16 protein-coding genes and 2 pseudogenes are annotated in these 21,185 nt (G+C 71.2%); 7 read left to right on the top strand and 11 right to left on the bottom strand.

Annotated elements, in window-relative coordinates:
* Both KY469_05075 and KY469_05070 read left to right on the top strand, forming a co-directional pair.
* Window positions 1–501 (top strand): hypothetical protein (locus KY469_05075; GenBank protein ID MBW3662454.1); only part of this gene is annotated, 501 nt, incomplete at its 5' end.
* A 266-nt stretch (window positions 502–767) separates the two neighbouring features.
* On the top strand, window positions 768–2,276 hold the full coding sequence (locus tag KY469_05070; GenBank protein MBW3662453.1) for an FAD-dependent oxidoreductase: 1,509 nt from the start codon (window positions 768–770) through the stop codon (window positions 2,274–2,276).
* 34 nt (window positions 2,277–2,310) lie between these two features.
* On the opposite strand, the gene KY469_05065 is transcribed toward KY469_05070, so the two are convergent.
* From KY469_05065 to KY469_05035, 7 genes and pseudogenes are all read right to left on the bottom strand, one after another.
* Complete coding sequence (locus tag KY469_05065; protein MBW3662452.1) at window positions 2,311–3,186, bottom strand: alpha/beta hydrolase; 876 nt, start codon at window positions 3,184–3,186, stop codon at window positions 2,311–2,313.
* Between the two features lie 40 nt (window positions 3,187–3,226).
* On the bottom strand, window positions 3,227–3,691 hold the full coding sequence (locus KY469_05060) for a cupin domain-containing protein (GenBank protein MBW3662451.1): 465 nt from the start codon (window positions 3,689–3,691) through the stop codon (window positions 3,227–3,229).
* Between the two features lie 34 nt (window positions 3,692–3,725).
* A complete protein-coding gene (locus tag KY469_05055; protein ID MBW3662450.1) occupies window positions 3,726–6,689 on the bottom strand; it encodes a bifunctional [glutamine synthetase] adenylyltransferase/[glutamine synthetase]-adenylyl-L-tyrosine phosphorylase in 2,964 nt (987 codons plus the stop codon).
* A 43-nt stretch (window positions 6,690–6,732) separates the two neighbouring features.
* Window positions 6,733–8,058: a glutamine synthetase family protein gene (locus KY469_05050; protein ID MBW3662449.1), complete on the bottom strand. Its 1,326-nt coding sequence runs from the start codon at window positions 8,056–8,058 to the stop codon at window positions 6,733–6,735.
* A gap of 26 nt (window positions 8,059–8,084) precedes the next feature.
* Entirely contained in the window at window positions 8,085–8,396 is a 312-nt protein-coding gene (locus KY469_05045; protein MBW3662448.1) for a tyrosine-type recombinase/integrase, read from the bottom strand.
* Window positions 8,397–8,793: 397 nt separating this feature from the next.
* Complete coding sequence (locus tag KY469_05040; GenBank protein MBW3662447.1) at window positions 8,794–10,329, bottom strand: S8 family peptidase; 1,536 nt, start codon at window positions 10,327–10,329, stop codon at window positions 8,794–8,796.
* A gap of 277 nt (window positions 10,330–10,606) precedes the next feature.
* A pseudogene (locus KY469_05035) lies at window positions 10,607–11,486 on the bottom strand (DJ-1/PfpI family protein).
* A 181-nt stretch (window positions 11,487–11,667) separates the two neighbouring features.
* On the opposite strand from KY469_05035, the pseudogene KY469_05030 reads away from it, so the two are divergent.
* Window positions 11,668–12,138: pseudogene (locus KY469_05030) on the top strand (hypothetical protein).
* Window positions 12,139–12,225: 87 nt separating this feature from the next.
* Here the strand turns inward: KY469_05030 and KY469_05025 are convergent.
* Both KY469_05025 and amt read right to left on the bottom strand, forming a co-directional pair.
* On the bottom strand, window positions 12,226–13,557 hold the full coding sequence (locus KY469_05025) for an ammonium transporter (protein ID MBW3662446.1): 1,332 nt from the start codon (window positions 13,555–13,557) through the stop codon (window positions 12,226–12,228).
* Window positions 13,558–13,710: 153 nt separating this feature from the next.
* On the bottom strand, window positions 13,711–15,057 hold the full coding sequence (gene amt / locus KY469_05020; GenBank protein MBW3662445.1) for an ammonium transporter: 1,347 nt from the start codon (window positions 15,055–15,057) through the stop codon (window positions 13,711–13,713).
* Between the two features lie 183 nt (window positions 15,058–15,240).
* On the opposite strand from amt, the gene KY469_05015 reads away from it, so the two are divergent.
* The 3 genes from KY469_05015 to KY469_05005 all read left to right on the top strand — a co-directional run bounded on the left by KY469_05015 (window position 15,241) and on the right by KY469_05005 (window position 19,434).
* The gene (locus KY469_05015) at window positions 15,241–16,965 is read left to right on the top strand and encodes an NAD+ synthase (GenBank protein ID MBW3662444.1); all 1,725 of its coding nucleotides are present in this window, start codon (window positions 15,241–15,243) and stop codon (window positions 16,963–16,965) included.
* A gap of 237 nt (window positions 16,966–17,202) precedes the next feature.
* The gene (gene panB, locus KY469_05010; GenBank protein MBW3662443.1) at window positions 17,203–18,045 is read left to right on the top strand and encodes a 3-methyl-2-oxobutanoate hydroxymethyltransferase; all 843 of its coding nucleotides are present in this window, start codon (window positions 17,203–17,205) and stop codon (window positions 18,043–18,045) included.
* Window positions 18,046–18,204: 159 nt separating this feature from the next.
* Window positions 18,205–19,434: a hypothetical protein gene (locus tag KY469_05005; GenBank protein ID MBW3662442.1), complete on the top strand. Its 1,230-nt coding sequence runs from the start codon at window positions 18,205–18,207 to the stop codon at window positions 19,432–19,434.
* Here the strand turns inward: KY469_05005 and KY469_05000 are convergent.
* On the bottom strand, window positions 19,336–20,226 hold the full coding sequence (locus tag KY469_05000) for a helical backbone metal receptor (GenBank protein MBW3662441.1): 891 nt from the start codon (window positions 20,224–20,226) through the stop codon (window positions 19,336–19,338). The two genes, KY469_05005 and KY469_05000, sit on opposite strands and share 99 nt — an antisense overlap.
* A 5-nt stretch (window positions 20,227–20,231) precedes the next feature.
* A complete protein-coding gene (locus KY469_04995; protein ID MBW3662440.1) occupies window positions 20,232–20,789 on the bottom strand; it encodes a cob(I)yrinic acid a,c-diamide adenosyltransferase in 558 nt (185 codons plus the stop codon).
* 161 nt (window positions 20,790–20,950) lie between these two features.
* On the opposite strand from KY469_04995, the gene KY469_04990 reads away from it, so the two are divergent.
* Window positions 20,951–21,184 (top strand): hypothetical protein, encoded by a 234-nt coding sequence (locus tag KY469_04990; protein ID MBW3662439.1) that lies wholly within the window; start codon window positions 20,951–20,953, stop codon window positions 21,182–21,184.
* The last annotated feature ends 1 nt before the right edge of the window (window position 21,185 follow it).

Genomic DNA, 21,185 nt, shown 5'->3' with positions numbered 1-21,185 from the left:
GCTACGAACGGCGACCTCAAGGCGGCCCACTGCAACGACGTGGCGTGCACCTCCGCGACCGTCACCACCCTGGACAGCGCGGGGAACGTGGGGTTCGACACCTCGGTGGCGATCGGGGGCGACGGCCTAGGACTGATCAGCTACCACGAGGCTACGAACGGCGACCTCAAGGTGGCCCACTGCGACGACGTGGCGTGCACCTCCGCGACCGTCACCACCCTGGACTGGCCGGGGAACGTGGGCGCCACCTCCTCCGTGACCATCGGGGCCGACGGCCTGGGGCTGATCAGCTACCACGACGGCACGAACGGCGACCTCAAGGTGGCCCACTGTGACGACGCGGCCTGCACCGCGGCCACCCGCCGCGCCCTGGACTGGCCGGGGAACGTGGGCGCCACCTCCTCGGTGACCATCGGCGCGGACGGCCTCGGGCTGATCAGCTACATCGACTCCACGAACTTCGACCTCAAGGTGGCCCACTGCGGGGGGGTGATCTGCTGAGGGCGGGCACGGAGGCTGCCCCGCGGGGATCGATCGCGTTTCCCCTGGCCCTTGAACCCGACCGGGCGGCGCAGGCGCTGGCCGGGTGACCGCGCTGCGGCGACCCCACGCCGCAACCCGTCCAGCCAGGCGGATCGGCCCCGGGGCCCCAGCGAACGGCCGGGTCGGGACGCGCCGTGTGGCGCCCGCTCTGGTTGGCTCGGGTCTTCCGAAGAGGAACGGACCACGGTGACCGACACGATACGCCCGGCCCGCCCAGGTCTCCGATGAGCGGCGACGTCCAGCGTGGGTCGCTGTGGCACGCAACCGCGGACGTCCCCACCTTCCCGCGACTCGACTCCGACCATGTCACGGAAGTCGTCGTCGTGGGAGGCGGCATCACCGGCCTGACGACGGCCCTGCTGCTGGCCGAGGCCGACGTCGAGGTCATCGTCCTCGAGGCCCGGCACCTCGCGGCCGGGACGACCGGTGGAACGACCGGCAAGGTCACGTCGCAGCACGGGATGATCTACCACGACCTGATCGAGCGCCACGGGGAGGACACCGCTCGAACGTACGCGCACGTGAACGAGGCCGCGATCGGGGCGATCGAAGCGATCTGCGACCGGCTCGGGATCGAGGCGGGCTGGGAACCGACCGACGCCTACGTCTTCGCACAGCACACCGACGAGATCGACGCGCTCCGTCGCGAGGAGGCCGCCGCAAGCCACCTCGGCCTCCCGGCGGAGTGGACCAACACGACCGAGCTCCCGTTCGCGGTCCACGGAGCCGTGCGCTTCACGGGACAGGCCCAGTTCCAGCCGGTCGCGTACATCGACGGTCTGGCTCGCGCGTTGGACGAACACGCGAACGTCGCCATCCACTGTGCCACCCGCGCCACATCGGTGCGTGAGGACCGCGACCGGGTGGTCGTCACGACCCCCCACGGACGGGTGACCGCGAACCACATCGTGCTCGGAACGCTGCTGCCCGTGACGGACCGAGGGTTCGAGTTCGCCCGCGCCCGCGCCTCACGGTCCTACGGCATCGCCGCTGTGGTGGAGGAGGATGATCTTCCCGAGAGCATGTACATCTCAGCTGGCGAACCGAGCCGCTCGCTGCGCCACTACCGAGGCGATGGAACTGCCTACCTGATCGTCGTCGGCGAGACCCACGATGTGGGCCAGGGTGGCGAGACACGCGAGCACGACCAGGCGCTCGAAGCGTTCGCTCGGGAGCACTTCACCGTCCACGACGTGCCGTTCCGTTGGTCCGCTCAGGACTACGTGCCCGACGATCGGCTGCCGTTCATCGGCACGACGAACTTCTCCGATCGGATCCACGTCGCTACCGGCTTCCAGAAGTGGGGCCTCACCAACGGAACGGCGGCGGCACGCATCATCACCGATGCCATCCTGGGGCGGGACAACCCTCACGCGGAAGCGTTCAGTCCTGCGCGCCGAACCGTGACCGAGTCCGCGCGGCGGTTCCTCCAGCACAACCTCGACGTCGCCAAGAGGTTCGTGGCCGACCGCGTTTCCCCCGACGCCGAGACGATCGACGACATCGCGCCCGGGACGGGTGGAACGGTCAGGGTCGACGGCGAGCTCCTGGCGGTCAGCAAGGACGATGCAGGTCGCGTGACCACCCGGTCTGCGGTCTGTACCCACCTGGGCTGCATCGTGCAGTGGAACCCGGCCGAACGCAGCTGGGACTGCCCGTGCCACGGATCACGGTTCGCCCTCGATGGCGACGTGCTCGAGGGCCCGGCGACGAGTCCCTTGGGCGAGGGCTGAGCTGGAGGTTCAAGGGCGGACCGCGACGCCGATGTCACGTGCCGGTGTCGCTCGTCCGCTCGGAGCGGACGGCGCCGACGAGGTCGAGGATCGCCCGCGCGACACCGAGCGGGTCCTCCTCCGGTGGGAAGTGGCCGACACCCGGTAGGTCGACGAGTTCCGCGTGGAGGTCACGGGCGTCCCGGCGTGCCAGCTCCAGCGGCAGGACGGGATCCTCGGCGCCCCACACCAACCTGGTAGGGACGCGCAACCGTTGGGGATCACCGCCGGTGGGCCGGCGCAGCCGGTCGACGACGGCTCGACGCGACATCGTGCGGTAGTAGGCCAGCCACGAGCGGGGCGCGGTGCGGACCGACTCGGCGTAAGCGGCGATGACCTCGTCCGTGAACGCTTCGTGTGTGCGGGCGGTGAAATCGAAGGCGCCCCGCACGAGCCGCTCGGCGGCCAGTCTCGACAGCACCTCTGGAACCACCGGCAGGTTCAACAGCGGGATGTGCCACGCGCGTCGGAGCGAGACGTGTCGGTACGGGCTGTTGATCACGACCAGGGCACGGACGTGGCCGGGGTGACGGAACGCGGTCGCCAATGCCACCGCCCCGCCCCAGTCGTGCCCGACGAGCACGGCCTTGCGGACGTGCAGGTGGCGGATCAGCTCGGCCATCTCATCGGCGAGCGTCTGCGGGTCGTAGCCACGCGTCGGTCGGTCGGAGCGCCCCATGCCCTTCAGATCCGGACACACGACGCGCCAGCCGGCGTCGACGAGGATCGGGGCGACCCGACGCCACGCGTCGCCGGTCTCGGGCCAGCCGTGCAGGAGCAGCGCGACGCCATCGCCGTGACCGAGCGCGCGCGTGTAGAAGCGCGTGCCCCCGCCACTGATGTAGCCCTCGCGCCACGCGACCACGCGCACCCTCTCGACGTGGAGCTCCGACCCTACCCGTCAGCTCGCGTCACTCGAGGACGATCTGCTCCCCCGCCCCGGCCTCGGAGCGCAGCAGATCGCGGTAGTGGCGCGCCTTGTCGGTGTCGCTGAAGACGCCGACCACCCAGCGGCGCCCGCGCGCGTCGATCCGGGTGACGCGCCAAGCCTGGCGGTCCTCGGGGTAGGTGACGACGAACGCCGAGACGCCCTCGTCGGTCTCGAGCGCGTGTGGGACGTCGCGAGGCCAGCGCACGGCGTCGCCGGCACGGGCGTGGAGGCGCTCCTCGCCGATGTGGACCGTGGCGGAGCCCGCGGTGATCAGCACGAGGTGGCCGACCTCGGCGGACTCGACGGGCGTCGAGCCACCAGGGGCGAGGTGGAGCACCGAGACGGTGCCTTCGTCGGCCGCGCCGAGGAGTCGGAACGCGCCACCGACGGTGCCCGTCGCGGGATCGACCGGGTCGCAGTCCCCGCGGCGCCACGAGCTGATCACGGGCCGCCCCGTGAGGTAGCAGCGGTCGCAGCGGTCACGTCAAGGCTCCACCGTAGAAGACCCGCTCGGTCACATGGCGGATCCGTCGCGTGGCGCGGAGGTGGTCCTCCTCCAGCACCTGCCGCCCCCCACGACCGTAGCCGAGGCTCCGCGCGAGCCGTTCGAGCACGTCCGGGTTGGTCGGAAGCACGTCGACGTTGCGCTCACGCAGCAGGTACAGGTGGTTGCGGATCCGCGCGAGCAGCCGGTAGCCATCGCGCAGCCAGGTGGCATCGCGCGAGTCCAGCAGTCCCGCGTCCTGCAACCCGTCGACCGCCGCCATCGTGCTGGGAGTCCGCACGACGCGCTCGTGGTGGCCGTGGCGTTGCTGGAGCAGCTGCACGGTCCACTCGACGTCGGTCATGCCACCGGGTCCGAGCTTGAGGTGGCGGTTGGCGTCGGTGCGCTTGGGGACACGCTCGCGCTCGATGCGCGCCTTGAGCTTGCGGATCGCGGTCTCGGTGGCGCGGCCGGCCCCGCCCGGTGGGTAGGCCAGCTCCGCGGTGAGCTGGTGGAACCGCTCCCCCAGCTCATCGTCCCCGGCGACGAAGCGGGCGCGCAGCAGGGACTGGTGCTCCCACGGTTCCGACCACCGGTCGTAGTAGGCGGCGTAGGAGTCGAGGGAACGGGACAGCGGCCCGGACTTGCCCTCCGGGCGCAGATCCGCGTCGACGTCGAACGCCGTGCCCTCGGCGGTCACCTCGCCCAGCGTCCGCACGACGCGCTCGGCCGTCGCCAGGGCGTGGGCGGTCGCCTCGTCCTCGCTGGCTCCGGGCACGGGCTCGTGGACGAACAGCACGTCAAGGTCGGAGGCGTACTGCAGCTCGGACCCGCCGAGCTTGCCCATGCCGACGATCGCCATGCGTGCCGCCGGATCGTCCTCGTCGTGGGTCACCGCCTCGAGTGCGGCCACGAGGCACGCCTCCGCGAGGGCGGTCAGTTCCTCGCCGACGACCGACACGGGCGCGGCACCCTCGAGATCGCGTAGCACGATCCGCAGCAGCTCCCGGCGCTTGAACCGGCGCAGCAGGGCGGTGCGCTGAGCGAGATCGTCCTGCCACGACAGCTGCGCCAGCGCCGTCCGTCGCAGGTCCTCACGCGTCCGACGCACATCCCGCAGCGTGGGGTCGATCAGCAGGTCGGCTCCCTGCGGCTGGGTCGCGAACAGCTCGCCCACGACCTCGCTCGTGCCCAGCACCCGCGCCAGGAGCGCCGCCGCCGGCGGGTGATCGCGCAGGTGGGCGACCAGCTCGGAGCTGCGGCCGTGGGCATCCAGGACCGTTCGGAGCATCCGCAGGCCGGTGTCGGGATCCGCGCTCTCGGCGAGCACGTGCAGGAAGGCGGGCAGCACCGCGCGAAGGGTGCGGGCACGACGGGTGACGCCGGCGGTGATGGCACGCACGTCGCGGAGCGCCCCGCGCGCATCGCGGAACCCCAGGGCCTCGAGCCGTTCGTAGGCCGCGGCCTCGGTCAGCGTGCGCCGGTCGGGCTCCAGCGTCAGCTCGCCGTCCGCCGCCGGCACGACCGCGTGCGCCTCCAGCAACGGTCGGTAGAACAGCTTCGCGTGCAGCTCGCGCACCTGGGTCTGGACCGTGCGCAGATCCGCAGCGAAGGTCTCCCGCGCCGGTCTATCGCCCAGCGCGCGGTACCCGAGGGAGCGCGCGAGCCACTCCTGACGCTCGGGGTCCGACGGGATCGTGTGGGTCCGGCGCTCCTGCGCCAGCTGCAGGCGGTGCTCGACCCTCCGCAGCTGGCGGTACGCCGTGGCGAAGTCGCGCGCGTCGTCCTCTGCGACGTAGCCGCCCCGAGCCAGCGCGTCGAGCGCGGGCAAGGTGCCGGTGAGACGGAGAGAGTGGTCAGCTCGGCCGTGCACGAGCTGCAGCAACTGCACCGAGAACTCGATGTCGCGCAGGCCACCTGGGCCGAGTTTGACCTGCCGCTCGCCGTGGCGCAGCACCTCCGGCTTGGCCTCCACCCGGCCCTTCATGTCCCGCACCTCCTGGATCACGCCGGGGTCGAGGTGCTCGGGCCAGATGAAGGGCTCAGCGCGGCCGAGCAGGCGCTCCGCCAGATCGCGGTCGCCAGCGACGGGGCGTGCCTTGATCAACGCCTGGAACTCCCACGTCTTGGCCCAGCGCTCCCAGTACGCCACGAAGCTGTCGATGGTGCGGGACAGCGGACCGTGGCGTCCCTCCGGTCGCAGCGTGGGGTCGACCTCGTAGGCACGCCCCATGGTCGTCGACGCGTTCAGCAGGGACAGGAGCCGCTCGAACACCTGCCGGGCTTCCTCGCGTGCCCCGTCCTCGTCGCCGTTGACCGCTCCGTGGACGAAGACGACGTCGACGTCGCTGACGTAGTTCAGCTCCCTGCCCCCGAGCTTGCCCATCCCGAGGATCGCCAACGTCGCCCGGGGAGACGCCCCGCCGATGTCCTCGTGCAGGGCGGTGAGCGTGCCGGCGAGGACGCCCTCGGCCAGTTCCGCCAGCTCCGCAGCGACCAGCTCGACGGCGAGCTCGGCGGTGAGGTCGCGTGCCGCGATGTTGGCGGTCGCGCGGCGTCGGATGGCGGCGATGCCGGCGGCGCGGTCTGCCTCGGTGGTCGCCGACCGCACGGCCTCGGCGACCAGGTCGGCGACGACGACGGCCGAGACCGGAGCCGACACCCCGAGCGCGATCACCGCGTCCGGGTACCGCGCGAGCAGGTCACCCAGCGGCCGTGAGGTGCCCCCGACCGCGAGCACGCGAGCTCGCAGGTCGGGGTCGGCCCGGATCCGCTCGAACGTCTCGGGATGCTCGGAGGCGATCGCGGCGATGGTGTCGAGCGCATCTGCGGGCTCGGCGGTCTCGGAGACCGCCGCGAGCAGCTCCCACGTCTCCTCGGTGGCGCCGTCGTCGTCCCACAGTCCGGCGTCGCGGAGGGCGCGGATGCTTCGCTCGGCCGGCAGGCCCAGTCGGGCCAACCGCGCCGTCGGTGAGGTCAGCCGACCTCCAGCGCCTCCCACCTCAGAGCAGGCGCAGGTACCGGTCGAGCTCGAACCCGGTCACGTGGCTGGTGTAGCTGTCCCATTCCTGGCGCTTGTTCGCCAGGAAATACTCGAACAGGTGCTCGCCGAGCGCCTCCGCGACCAGCTCCGAGCGCTCCATCTCGCGCAGTGCATCACCGAGGTTCGAGGGCAGCCGCTCGATGCCGGACGCTGCCCGCTCCGCCGCCGTGAGCTCGTAGATGTTGTCCTCGGTCTCCTCGGGCAGCTCGTAGTTCTCTTCGATGCCCTTCAGGCCGGCGGCGAGGATCACCGAGAGCGCGAGGTAGGGGTTGCAGGCGGGGTCCGGGGCGCGGAACTCGATCCGGGTCGAGACGTCCTTGTTGGGTTTGTACATCGGTACGCGCACGAGTGCGCTGCGGTTGTTGCGGCCCCACGAGATGTAGACGGGTGCCTCGAAGCCCGGCACCAGCCGCTTGTAGCTGTTGATCCACTGGTTGGTCACCGCGGTGAACTCGCGGCAGTGGCGCAGCAGGCCGGCGGTGAACGCCCGCGCGACCTTGGACAGGTGGTAGGAGTCGCTGGGGTCGTGGAACGCGTTGCGGTCGCCCTCGAACAGCGACAGGTGCAGGTGCATCGCGCTGCCCCAGTGCTGCTCGAGCGGCTTGGGCATGAAGGTGGCGTAGATGTCGCGCGACAGCGCGGTCTCCTTGACGACGAGGCGGAACGTCATGATGTTGTCCGCCATCGTCAGCGCGTCGGCGTAGCGCAGGTCGATCTCGTGCTGGCTAGGGGCGACCTCGTGGTGGCTGTACTCGACGCTGATGGACATCTTCTCGAGGGTGTTGATCGCCTGGCGGCGGAAGTCCTGCTGGATGTCGAGGGGCGTCATGTCGAAGTACGAGCCGTTGTCGAGCGGCGTGGGATCCTCGGGGCCCTTGAAGAGGAAGAACTCCATCTCGGGGTGGACGTAGAAGGTGAAGCCCATCTCCGCCGCCCGCTGCAGGTTGCGACGCAGGACCTGACGCGGATCGGCGGCGAAGGCCTGCCCGTCCGGCGTGAGGATGTCGCAGAACATCCGCGCCACGCCCTGGGACTCGGGGCGCCACGGTAGTACCTGGAACGTGCTCGCGTCGGGCACGGCCAGCATGTCGGACTCATGCGTGCGCGCGAAGCCGTCGATCGCCGAGCCGTCGAACCCGATGCCCTCGGCGAACGCCCCCTCGAGTTCGGCCGCCGTGATCGCCACCGACTTGAGGAAGCCGAGGACGTCGGTGAACCACAGCCGGATGAAGCGGATGTCCCGCTCCTCGACCGTCCGCAGCACGTACTCCTGCTGCTTGTCCATACTCGGCGTTTCCCCTGGTCAGCGGGTTAGGAGGTCTCTTCATTCCGCGTGCGTTCCGCGGGAACATCGCCCCAGGCGCGCTCTACCACGGTACGTGTCCGCTCATCCGACGACGGCCACAGGTGAGAGTACGTGTCCAGCATCTCGGTCGCGCTCGCGTGACCGAGACGTTCCTGTACGACCTTCACCGACTCGCCTCCGTCGATCAGGATGGAAGCGTAGTGGTGGCGCCGATCGTGGGGGGTCGACGGCACGCCCGCCCGCTTCGCCATCCGCGCCCAGCGGCCGTTGAGGGTCGTGCGCAGGATCGGTCCACCTCTGGTCGCGAGGAACACCAGCCTCGCCGTGACCTCTCACCGTCGGGCTCACCCCATGGCAGCGAGATCTCGGCCCGTGGGAAGGTCTGAGGTGCTCCGAGAGCGCCTCCAGGGCGTAGCTCGGAACGGCGCGGTCCGGATCCCCGCCTTGGTCTTCGGCGGTGCGAGGAAGACTCCCTTGCCCGAGAACGAGGCTGTCGGGGCGAGGTTCCACGCAGGTTTCACGCCTGTTCGCCGTTCTCGGCCCCCACCCGACCCGCACGACTTCCGAGCCCGGCCGCTTCCGCGGAAGCGCCCTATCGCCGGGAACCGGCGCATCCGCCGGTTGCCCACGCCGAGATCGTCGGCCCCTGGCGGGTGCGTGCGAGCAACCGGCGCCTGCGCCGGTTGCTCGCACGCTTCACCATCGGCTGGACGCTCAGGGTCGCTGGAGCTCCAGCGTGTAGCTGCCCGACCCGCTGTAGGAGTAGACCTCCCACAGGTAGTAACCCGACGAACCGTCGTAGCTGATCGACTCCTCCGAGGTCACGCTCTCGCTCGCCGCGACCAGCTGCCAGTACCCCCAGAAGCTGTTCCAGCGGTACAGGTAGAGGTCGAAGTCCGCTGAGGACGGACCGTGGAGGCAGCCGCGGTGGGTTCCCGACGGCGCGTAGTAGTAGGCCCCGTCGGGGTGGTAGTCGGCGTCGCCGGTGCCCGACAGCGACCCGCTGTAGGTCTCCGGCAGGCCGCAGCCCGGTTCCGGCTCGGGTTCCGGCTCGGGCGGCGGCGCGGCGCCATCGAGCAGCGAGTACACCAGCCGGTTGGGAGAGCCGCGGACATCGCTGATCACGCCCGTGGTCGCGGTGCCGTTGACGGCGTCCACCACCTGCGCGGGGGTCGCGCTCGGGTTGGTCTCGAGGTAGAGAGCGGCCGTGCCCGCGACGTGCGGCGACGCCATCGACGTGCCGCTGATTGTCCGGGTCGCGGTGTCGCTGGTGCGCCACGCCGAGGTGATCGACGATCCCGGCGCGAACAGGTCGACGCACGACCCCCAGTTGGAGAACGACGCTCGGGCGTCGCTCGATGTCGAGGCGGCGACCGTGATCGCCTCGGAGACCCGCGATGGCGAGCCCGTGCAGGCGTCGGCGCTGTCGTTGCCGGCGGCGACCGCGTAGGTGACGCCCGCGCTGATGGAGTTGCGCACGGCGGAGTCCAGCGAGCTGGACGCGCCGCCTCCCAGGCTCATGTTCGCCACCGCAGGGTGCACGCGGTTCTGGGTGACCCAGTCCACGCCGGCGATCACTCCCGACAGGGTGCCGCTCCCGGAGCAGTTGAGGACGCGGACGCCGTGCAGCGTTACCGCCTTGGCGACCCCGTAGGTGGTGCCGCCGAGCGTCCCCGCCACGTGCGTGCCGTGGCCGTTGCAGTCGTTGGGGTCACTGTCGTTACCGATGACGTCACGACCGGTGCCGATGCGTCCGGTGAACTCGGTGTGCGTCGCCCGGATGCCGGTGTCGATGACGTAGGCGTGGACGTCCACCCCGCTGGCGGTGTAGCTGTAGGTGGTGTCGAGCGGGAGCGAGCGCTGGTCGATGCGGTCGAGGCCCCAGGTGGCGTCGGTCTGCGTGGCGGTCAGCCGCAGGTGCCGGTCCGCTTCGAGGTAGGCGACGTGCGGGTTGCGCCGCAGGCCCCGGACGGCACCGGCGTCCATCTCGGCGGCGAAGCCGCGCAGTGCCGCTCCGTACCGGTGATGGACCGTTGCTCCGCGCCGGCGCACGTCGTGCCGGGCGTCGCGTTCGGCACCCGGTGGGGCGTCCTTGTGGAACACCACGATGTAGTGCCCGTCGATGGCCTCCGGGTGCTCGGCCCCGATCACCGCGGCGTCGCGCCCTCGGTCGCGATCGGGTCGGTCGTCGGGTGCCACCCCTGCGCTGGCGGTGCCGCCGGCCAGGGTCAGGGTCGCCGCGGTCAGCATGGTGAGGGTCGCTCGTCGTCGCACTGATCTACCTCCGAACTCGGGGCACCGCCCCGTTGCGGTGCCCTCGTCCGGACCGTGCCGGGACGGCACGCGATGTCCGGAACATCCGAAGTCCAGTCCGGCGAGGCGTCCGCGGGAAGCGTGGGTGCGCGGGGCGCGCGGAGGTCGACGTCGATGTCAACGCGCGGTGCGACGCTGCTGGGCAGCGGCTCGCGGGCGCTCAGGTGAGCACGCGTCGCGCGCCGTGGTGGGCGCGCGTGGCGTACCCGGCCGGTCACACCGGTGGATCGGGGTCGTACTGGATGTAGCGGCGCACCGCGCGAGCGCGGTCCTCGGAGTGCAGGCGGCGGACGGAGTGCAGCGCCATGTCGATGCCCGCCGAGACCCCGCAGCCGTGACGATGTCGCCGTCGTCGACGTAGCGGTCGGCTGCCCGCACGTCGATGTTGGCACCCAGCTCCGCGAGGAGGTCGAGCGACGCCCAGTGGGTCGTCGCGGGCCGTCCGTCGAGGGACCCCGCGGCGGCCAGCACGAGAGCCCCGGTCAGACCGAGGTGACCAGCGCCCCGCCCTCGTGGAGATCGCGGAGCCACGCGCGGTTCGAGGGGTCCCCGAGGTGCGGGCGGTTGCCCTCGCCGCCCGGGTCGATCAGGACGTCGATCGGTGGCGCCGTCTCCCACGTGTGCGCCGGCAGCACCCGCAACCCCTTGGCGCAGGTGATCGGCCCCGTCTCCCGGCCCAACGTGAACACCTCGATGTCGTCGTCGGGAAACGCGCTCGCCCACGCCGCCAGCACCTCCCAGGGACCGGCCGAGTCGAGCTCCTCGGCGCCGTCGAAGACGAACAGCCCGATGCGGGTCGTCACGCGCCCTCGGCCTCGCGATCGAGCGACTCCGGGACGCCGGCGATCGCGAGGTTCGCGCGGGCGAGGCCGAGCGGATCCTCCTCCGGCCGGAAGTGTCCCACGCCGGGCAGCGTGACGAGGTCGGCGCCGAGGTCGAGCGCGTCGCGCCAGCTCGACCGGCAGCACCAGGTCGTCGCTGCCCCACACCAGCCGCGCCGGCACCCGCAGCCGCGGCGGTTCGGTGGATCGCCCCGCCCCGAACGCACCCCGGAGCCGGCGGACGACACGATCCACGACCGCCTGCCGGGACATCGTGCGGTAGTAGGCGAGCCAGGGGCGCGGCGAGCTGCGGATCGCCTCGGCGTAGCGCCCGACGACCTGGTCGGTGAACGGCTCGGTGACCACGGCGCCGCGGGTCACCACCTCGGGCATCACCGGCAGGTTGAACAGCGGGATGTGCCAGGCGCGCCGCAACGACAGACGACGGTAGGGGCTGCTCACCACGACGCGCGAGCGGACCCGGCCAGCGTGGCGGAACGCGGCGCGTCGCCGTCCTCTGGGAGCGCTACGACCCCATGGAGGACGCGACCCCGTCAGCGTTCCGTCGAGACCCCGAGAAGGTGTGGCGCTTCCTCCGCGAGCTGGAGGAGACGGTACTCGTGCGGAGCCGACCCCGCCCACCACGCGCTCGCCGCCCTCGAGGAGGCGGGCATCCGTGCACCGCGTCATCACCCAGAACGTCGACGGCTTCCACCAGGTGGCCGGCAGCCGCGACGTCATCGAGCTGCACGGCAACGCCCAGACCCTGTCGTGCCTCGCCTGCGGCGCGCGGGGGTCGCGCCAGGAGGTGCAGGCCAGGGCGCCACGGGGCGCGCCTCGCTGCCGCGCGCGCGGGACGGTCCTGAAGCCCGACGTGACCTTCTTCGGGGAGCAGGTACCGCCCGGGGCGATGCAGGCCGCACGTACGCGAGCTGCACGCTGCTTGTCCACAGCGGCTCGCTCGTGGTCGCGGGACCGCATCGTACCGATCGCCCTGGGACGGCCGTTCGGCTCAGCCCTCGCCGCCCCGCGCCCCCAGCACGAGGTCGGGGTAGCCGTACACGCCGTGCTCGTGGGCGTCGAGCCCGTCCATCTCCTCCTGCTCGCTCACGCGGAGGTGCACCGCCGTGCGCAGCACGAGCCACACGATCGCGGTAGCGACCGCGACGAACCCGGCCACCGCGACGACGCCGAGCAGCTGCGTGCCGATCGAGATCGCGCCCTCGGTCGAGCCGTTGGAGACACCGCTGGCGTAGGCGGCCACCATCAGCGTCCCGAACGCCCCGTTGACCCCGTGTACCGCGACCGCTCCCACGGGATCGTCGAGCCCGGCGCGATCGATGACGAGGACCGCGATCACGACGAGCACGCCGGCGATGAGGCCGACCGCGAACGCCCAGAGGTTGGTCGCCTTGTCGGCGCCGGCCGTGATGGCCACGAGGCCGGCGAGCGCGCCGTTGCCGATCATGGCGACGTCGGGCTTGCCGGACACGAACTTCACGGTCACCATCGCGGCCAGCGCCCCGGCCGATCCGGCGACGGTCGTGTTCATCAGGATGAGTCCGATGAGCTCGCCGTTGCCGACCGCCGCGAGGGTCGAACCGCCGTTGAAGCCGAACCAGCCGAAGAACAGCACCAGCACGCCGAACACCGCGAGGGGGATGGAGTGGCCGGGGATGGCCCGGGGCTTGCCGTCCTTGCCGTACTTGCCGATGCGCGGACCGAGGATGGCGATGCCGACGAGCGCGGCGATCCCACCGGTCATGTGCACGAGAGTCGAGCCCGCGAAGTCGTGGAAGCCGCGATCGAACAGCCACGCCCCCTCGCCGAACCACTGCCAGTGCGTCACGATGGGGTAGACGAGGCCGGTGATGACGGTGGCGAAGATGACGTACGCCCAGAAGTTGACCCGCTCCGCCACCGCACCCGACACGATGGTCGCGGCGGTGGCCGCGAAGACGAGCTGGAACACGCCCTGCGTCCCGTCGCCGAGCACGTTCGCCGGGTTCCAGAACCCGTTCGTGCCGATGAACCCGCCGTCGCCGCCGTAGGCGAACGCCGCCCCGACCGCCCAGTAGGCGACCCCGCCGATCGCGACCGTCACCATGTTCTTGCCCACGATGTTGGCGGCGTTCTTGGATCGGGTCAGCCCGGCCTCGAGCATGCCGAAGCCCAGGTGCATCAGCAGCACCAGCGCCGAGCACACGGCGATCCAGACCGTGTCGATGGCGTAGGCGAGTTGCTCGACGTCGATCTCCTGCGCGGCGGCGGGCGCCGCGAACACCAGCCACACGCTCGTCGTGACCAGGCCGATGCGTGCGAGGGTCCGGATGGTTCGCTTCACGGTCTTCGTCCTCCCGAGCGGGGCCGCCCTCGCGGCCGTCGGAACGATGCCGCGCCGACGTTCCCCCGCCGTTGCACCGTTGTTTCATCCGTGTGAACGGCGCTGGGCCAGCCTCCGCGAGGCTGACCCGGCGTCGCGCTCGCGCCGATCCGATCACTCCGTCGCGACGGCGGGTCTAGCCGGGGCGGGGATGACCGACACGGCCGGCGGGGTGGCGGGGACCCCGACCGGCCCGAGCGCGTCGGGGTAGCCGGCCACGCCGTGCTCGTGCACGTCGAGGCCGTCGATCTCGACGTCCTCAGCGACGCGGACCCCGATGGTGGCCTTGACCAGGAGGAACACGACTGCGGAAGCCGACGCCACGAACGCCGCGATGGCCCCAGCACCCAGCGCCTGCGTCCCCAGCGTGATCGTCTCGGGCGCCGCCCCGTAGAACGGCACCGCCAGGACGCCGATGGCGCCGCACACGCCGTGGACCGACACCGCTCCGACGGGGTCGTCCACCTTCAGCCGGTCGAAGGCGATGACCGAGATGACGACGACCGCACCGCAGATCAGACCCACGAGCACTGCGGCAGCGGGGCTGGCGTAGTCCGGCCCCGCCGTGATGCCGACGAGTCCGGCGAGCGCGCCGTTGGCAGCCATGGCGACGTCAGGCTTCTTCGAGATCATCCAGATGACGGCACCAGCGGCGAGAGCGCCGGCAGCCGCCGCCAGCGTGGTGGTCGTCAGGATGTTGCCGATGGAGCCGCCGAGGAACCCGTCGGTGGCGTTACCGATGCCGAGCGTCGAGCCGCCGTTGAACCCGAACCAGCCGAACCACAGGACGAACACGCCGACCACGACGAACGGCAGGTTGTGCCCGGGGATCGCGCGCGGGCGTCCGTCCTTGCCGTACTTGCCGATCCGTGGGCCGATCACGAGCGCTCCCACGAGTCCGGCCACACCGCCGACCATGTGGACCAGCGAGGAACCGGCGAAGTCGTAGTAGCCGCGGTCGTAGAGCCATCCGCCCTCTCCCAACCACTGCCAGTGGGTGACGATCGGGTAGATGAGGGCGGTGATCGCGACCGACACGATGAGGTAGCCGGCGAACCTCATGCGCTCGGCGACCGCGCCCGAGACGATGGTCGCGGCGGTGGCGGCGAACACGAGCTGGAAGATGAACTGCACCCCGTCGCCGAACGGCGCTCCCTCGCCGATGGGAGCGAAGAAGCCGCTGGTGCCGAACAAGCCGCCGCTACTGGCGCCGTAAGCCAGCGCCGCCCCGACGGCCCAGTAGGCCACCGCACCGACGGACATGTCGGCGAGGTTCTTGGCGACGATGTTGGCGGCGTTCTTCGCCCTCGTGAGGCCCGCCTCCACGAGCGCGAAGCCCGCCTGCATGAGGAACACGAGCGCCGCCGCGACACCGACCCACACGACCGTGACGGTGTCGGCGAGCGCGTTGATCTGTTCGACGGTGGCAACCTCGCCCATCGGTGATCCCTTCCACGGCATCCATCGGACAGGGCGGGCCCCCCGGGCACGGAGGCCCCGCCGGTACGATCAGGGACGCTACGGACGCGTCATCTCGCCCCGGTTCCGACCGTGTTCCAGGTCCGTTACGGGAACGGGGCACCGTGTGACGGGTGCGTGAACCACGAGGCTCCGAACAGGCCGATCCGACCATCGAGGTGACGGGTGCCCCTCCGCGTCGCACTGGCCCAGCTCAACCCGACGGTCGGCGACCTCGACGGCAACGCGCGTTCCATCCTCGAGGCCTGGCGTGGCGCCGCGGACGTCGGCGCCGATGTCGTGGTGTTCACCGAGCTCGCACTCACGGGCTACCCGCCGGAGGACCTGCTGCTGAAGTCGCGTTTCGTCGCGGCCAACGTCGAGCGGTTGGCGCAGCTCGCCGCCGAGGGTCCCGCCGGGACGGTCGCGGTCGTCGGACACGTAGGCATGGGTGCCGACAACACCGACCGACACCACTGGGACGTCGGCGTGGCCACCCGCGGCTTGACCAACGCCGCATCCGTCCTCGCGGACGGCGCGGTCGTGGCGACGTACGCGAAGGGGCGGCTGCCGAACTACGGCGTGTTCGACGAGGCGCGCTACTTCGTGGCGGGACACAGTCCGCTGGTCGTGAACGTCGCGGACGTCCCCGTCGGTGTGACCGTCTGCGAGGACCTCTGGACCGAGCAAGGCCCCGTCGCCGAGTCAGCCAACGTCGGCGCGCGGGTCGTCGTCAACCTCAACGCGTCGCCCTACCACCGCGGCAAGCGCACCGAGCGCGAGCGCTGGGTCCGACATCACGCCACCACTCGGGGCGTCCACTTCGTCTACGTCAACCAGGTCGGCGGCCAGGACGAACTGGTCTTCGACGGCGACTCGATGGTGTGCCAACCCGACGGGACCGTCGGGGCGCGCGGGGCACAGTTCGACGAGGACCTCGTGGTCGTCGACCTCGACGCCGACGCAGCGCCTGCCGCTGGTTGCCTGTCGCTCACCGGTGGAACGACGACGCGCCCCGACCTGGCTCCTCGGGAGGACGCGCCTCGACTGGACCCCGTGGCCGAGGTGTTCGAGGCGCTCGTCCTCGGGACGCGGGACTACTGCCACAAGAACGGCTTCATCCGAGCCGTGATCGGGTTGTCCGGAGGCATCGACTCGGCGCTGACGGCGGCGGTGGCGGCGCGGGCACTGGGCGCGGATCACGTGCTCGGGGTCGCGATGCCGTCGCGGTACTCCTCCGAGCACTCGCTGGAGGACGCTCGGGTCCTGGCGGAGGACCTGGTCGGCATGCCGTTCGCGCAGGTGCCGATCGATCCCGTGGTTCGCAGCTTCGAGGGCGAACTCGGCAAGCTGTTCGCCGGTGTCGAACCGGACGATGCGGCGGAGGACGTGACCTGGCAGAACATCCAGGCGCGGGTGCGGGGAGTCATCCTGATGGCGATCAGCAACCGCACCGGCCGGATCCTGCTGACGACCGGCAACAAGTCCGAGCTCGCGGTCGGCTACGCCACCCTCTACGGCGACATGGCCGGCGGGTTCGCGGTCCTCAAGGACACACCCAAGACTCTGGTCTACGAACTGGCACGCCACGCTCGCGAGGCGTGGAACCTGATCCCCGAGCGCAGCATCATCAAGCCGCCTTCCGCCGAGCTCAAGCCGGGTCAGCAGGACAGCGACTCCCTGCCGCCCTACGAGGTCCTCGATCCGATCCTGCAGGCCCTGGTCGAGGAGGACCGCAACATCGATGACATCGTCGCCTCGGGCATCGCCGACGAGGAGACGGTCCGCCGTGTGGCGCGGCTGCTCGACCGCGCCGAGTACAAGCGCCGACAGGCGGCCCCCGGGGTGAAGATCACCGAGCGCGCCTTCGGCAAGGACCGGAGGGTCCCCATCACCAACGGCTGGCGCTAGCACGCGCTAGCACGCGCTGGCCGCGGAGCGCAGCGACGCGGCTTCCAGGAAACCCGCGCATCCGGTGGTTTCCGTTGCACTTCGGAAACCACCGGATGCGATGGTTTCCGGGGGACGGCGCACGCTGGTTGAGCGGCGGGTTCGGTGGGACGCGGCATGTGGCGTAACCTCTCAGCGTTGTACCCGTCAGACCGCTGGACTCCGCCCCGGAGCCGGCAGGCAGGGAAGGTCACGCGCATGTCGGTCCACTCCTCATCCGAGCCGTCGGGCACGCCCCGACGTCCCGTCTCGATCCACGACCTCCGCGCCTTCAAGGAACGCGGCGAGCGGTTCGTGATGCTCACCGCCTACGACTTCCTCTCGGCGCGCATCCTCGACGAGGCCGGCGTCCCGGTCATCCTCGTCGGCGACAGCCTCGGCATGGTGATGCTCGGGTACGACTCCACCGTCCCGGTCACCCTCGCCGAGATGCTCCACCACACCCGCGCCGTCGCGCGAGGGGCGAGCAGCAGCCTGGTCGTCGGCGACATGCCGTTCGGCACCTACCAGGAGGGCCCGGCACAGGCGCTCGCGTCAGCCACAAGGTTCCTGAAGGAAGGTGGCGCCAACGCCGTCAAGCTCGAGGGCGGCGGTCCCACGGTCGACGCCGTCGCCAAGCTCGTCGACGCCGGCATCCCGGTGATGGGCCACCTCGGACTGACCCCCCAATCGGTCAACCAGTTGGGCGGCTTCAAGGTCCAAGGCCGGAGCGAGGAGGCTGCGGACCGGCTCGTCGCCGACGCCGAGGCACTCGAGGTTGCCGGTGTGTTCAGCATCGTGCTGGAGGCGGTCCCTGCCGAGCTCGGGGCGCGCGTCACGGCCACGGTCGACGTCCCCACGATCGGTATCGGCGCGGGCCCCGAGACCGACGCACAGGTGCTCGTGTGGCACGACCTGCTCGGGCTCACCCACGGCCGCCTGCCCCGGTTCGTCAAGGCGTACGCCGACCTCCGCAGCGAGATCCTCGGAGCCGTCAAGACCTTCACCCACGAGGTCGGCGCGGGCGAGTACCCCGGCCCCGAGCACTCCTACGGCGGCTGAAAGCAGGCGTGGTTCGGCACGTCTCGACGTCCCACTCCGTCGATGACGACGTGGCGGGCGACATCACGTACAGTCCCGCGGACTAGTCCACATGGGCCACGTCGCCGGCGGGGGATCGCCCGGTGGCGAAGCTCCCGCAGCTCGAACAGGAACCTGGTGATGACACGACTCCGCACACGTACGGCGACGGGACTCGTCCTGGGCTCGCTGGCGATGATCGCCCTGCCAGCCAGCGCCGACCACGCCTTCTTCGCCTCGTCGTCGGCCGTAGGCCTCGAGGTCACGCTCGCGGGACAGAGCCTGACGATCGGTTCGACCGACGCGACCATCCAGGCCGTCGCGACCGACGCCGGCTGCGACAGCGGCATCATCGCGTGTGCGAACGCCTTGGGGATGCTGCTGGGCCAGGAGCCGCTGACGACCGGCGTCGCGAGCGCCTCGGCGCCGGGCGGCGAGGGCCCCAACGACGCCACCGGTTTCCCCATCCCCGAGGATCTGAACCCGCTGCTGGCGGGCGCGATCGGCTCGGCGCAGGCAGCCGCGTCCGGGACCGAGAACCCCTCGGCCTCCTCTAACGCCGGCGTGTTCGAGCTCGCCGTGACCGCCACGCAGACGCTCGCCGACAACCTGCCGGTGCAGGACGTGCTCGATGAGGTCGGAACGCAGGTGCTCGACCCGATCGCCGAGGGCGACCCCACCGGCGTCGTCGGGCGGGTCCGCGACAGCGTCGACCTCATCAGCGCGAACCTCAGCGAGACGTCCATCCTGACCATCGCCGGCGGCCCCTCGAGCTCGACGGCGGAGTCGCGCAACGGCGTGGTGACCGCCACCGGCAGCGCCCACGGCGTCAACATCACGGTCGTCCCGACCCCCGCCAACCTGCCCACCGTCCCGGACGGTCTCGTGGTCATCGAGATCGGCGCGTCCTCGGCCACCGCCTCCAGCGACCAGTTCGAGGCCACGGCGGACTTCGATGCCGCGCTCGTTCGCCTGAAGTTCCTCGACCCCGGTTCGGGTGAGTACGACGTGATCGAGATCCCCGTCAACGCCAGCGAGTGCACCCCCTTCGAGGGCACGCCACTCGAACCGCTGACCGTCTGCGTCACCGTTGCCGACGGCACGACGTCCGTGGACGGCGCCAAGGCGTCGGCGAGCGCCAGCGGCGTAGCCATCACCGCCTTCGCCGACCCCCTCCCACAGGTCCGTATCGCGACCGCGACAGCCGACGCCGTCGTCAACGCCGCGCCGCCCGCCGACGAGCCGCCTGCCGAGCCAGCGGCTCCGCCCGCGTCAGCGCCGCCCAGCCTCCCGCGGACCGGGGCGGCTGCGGTCCTGCCGGCCATGGGCCTGCTCGGGCTCGCGGTGACCGCGCTGCGCCGACGCGGCTGAGCGTCGGCGAGCTCTCGTCAGCGAGCGTGCCAGCCGGTTGAGCTCACGAAGGGCGTAGGGGGTCCGTGGGCCGTACCACGTCAGCGAGGTGCCGTCGATCAGGCGCGTTCGGGCCCGCAGGTGGTCGAGCGCGCCACGGTCGTCCTCGCCGAACGCGTAGGGCTCGTCGGGGAGCAGGACGACATCGGGGTCGTCTTTCGCGACGTCGTCGAGCGTCACTTCGGGGTACCGCGGACCCGGAGCGACGAGGGTGAAGCCAGCCCGCACTAGCAGGTCACCGGCGACGGTCCCTCGCCCCACGACCATCCACGGATCCCGCCAGATGGCGCAGACGGCGCGCACCGGTCGCACGGGTGGCGAGGAGCCGACGGCGTCCTGGGCGCGCCGGATCGCGTCGGCGACGCCACCGCCCCGACCTGCGGCGCCGACGAGTGCTGCGACGCCTTCGATGGACCCGGTCGCCTCCGTCAGAGATCGGGCGTCGGTGACGTAGACCGCCACGCCCGCCTCTCGCAGTCGCTCGACGTCGATGCGGCGGTTCTCCTCGCTGTTCGCGACGACGACGTCGGGCTGCAGTTCCACGATCCGTGACACGTCGGGGTTCTTGGTCCCCCGGACCCGCTCCGCCCGGGGGAACCCGTGCGGCGGGGCGACGCAGTACTCGGTCACCCCCACGACCCGATCGGCCGCACCCACGTACCACAGCAGCTCACTGAGGTTGGGGACCAGGCTGACGATGCGCGCCGGCGTGTCCGGCACCTCGATGCTCGTGCCGAGCTCGTCGATGACCACCCGTGTCAGCCGTCTTCGGCCACGCGAGAGGGCGTGTACGCACCACCCTCGGCGGCACGGGCGAGGACGTAGAGGTAGTCGGACAGGCGGTTGAGGTAGACGAGCGGAGACTCGTCCGGCAGCAGCTCTGCCTCCTTCAGCGCGACGACGGCGCGCTCCGCTCGGCGCACGATCGTCCGAGCGAGGTCGAGCGCGGCGGCCGGACGTGAACCACCCGGCACGACGAACTCCTCGGGCAACGGATGCTCGTCGGTGATCGCGTCGATGCGTTCCTCGAGCGCGGAAGCCATCGCCAGATCGACGCGGCTGACGCCGACCTCGAGCTTGTGCCAGTCGCTCGACCGTGTGGCGAGCTGGGCGCCGACCGCGAACAGCTCCCGTTGCACGGTCAGCACGGCATCGTGCAGCGGGCCCGTCGGCAGGTCGGCACGGGCGAGGCCGAGCGCGCTGACCGCCTCGTCCACCGTCCCGTAGGCCTCGGTACGCAGATCGTCCTTCGCGACGCGCCCGCCGTAGAGCAGGCCGGTCGTGCCGTCGTCGCCGCGACGCGTGTAGACCTTCACGGCTGCCTCCCTGCTGGCCCCGAGCGGACATCCGAGCCTACCGAGGCCGCTCGACCGGGGGCCCGCGTTGCAGCGTCACGGCTCGCTGAAGTACGGTCCGTTCGCCTCAGGGGCAACCGTTCGAAAGACACGTCATCAGCGACGAACCAGCTACGGATGCTGTGCGGTCCCCGCGTGCCTCGTTCCGTGTGCTCACGCGGACCCGGGCCGGGTACGACGGGGCGGTGATGTACGACGTGCAGCTGCAGGTGGTCGCGACCGGAGCCCTCGTCTGGGCCCAGACGTTCACCGACTCGGACCAGGCGGACGAGTTCCGAGAGGAGCTCGAGTCGGACCTCGATGCGCTCGAGGACGCACCCTTCCGTCGCAAGTACAGCGTCCCCTCCACGACCTGAC

It is taken from the genome of Actinomycetota bacterium (genome assembly GCA_019347575.1).
Lineage (GTDB): Bacteria > Actinomycetota > Nitriliruptoria > Nitriliruptorales > Nitriliruptoraceae > JAHWKY01.
The sequence above is the reverse complement of the archived record's forward strand: the minus strand, read 5'-3'. Positions and strand labels throughout refer to the sequence as shown.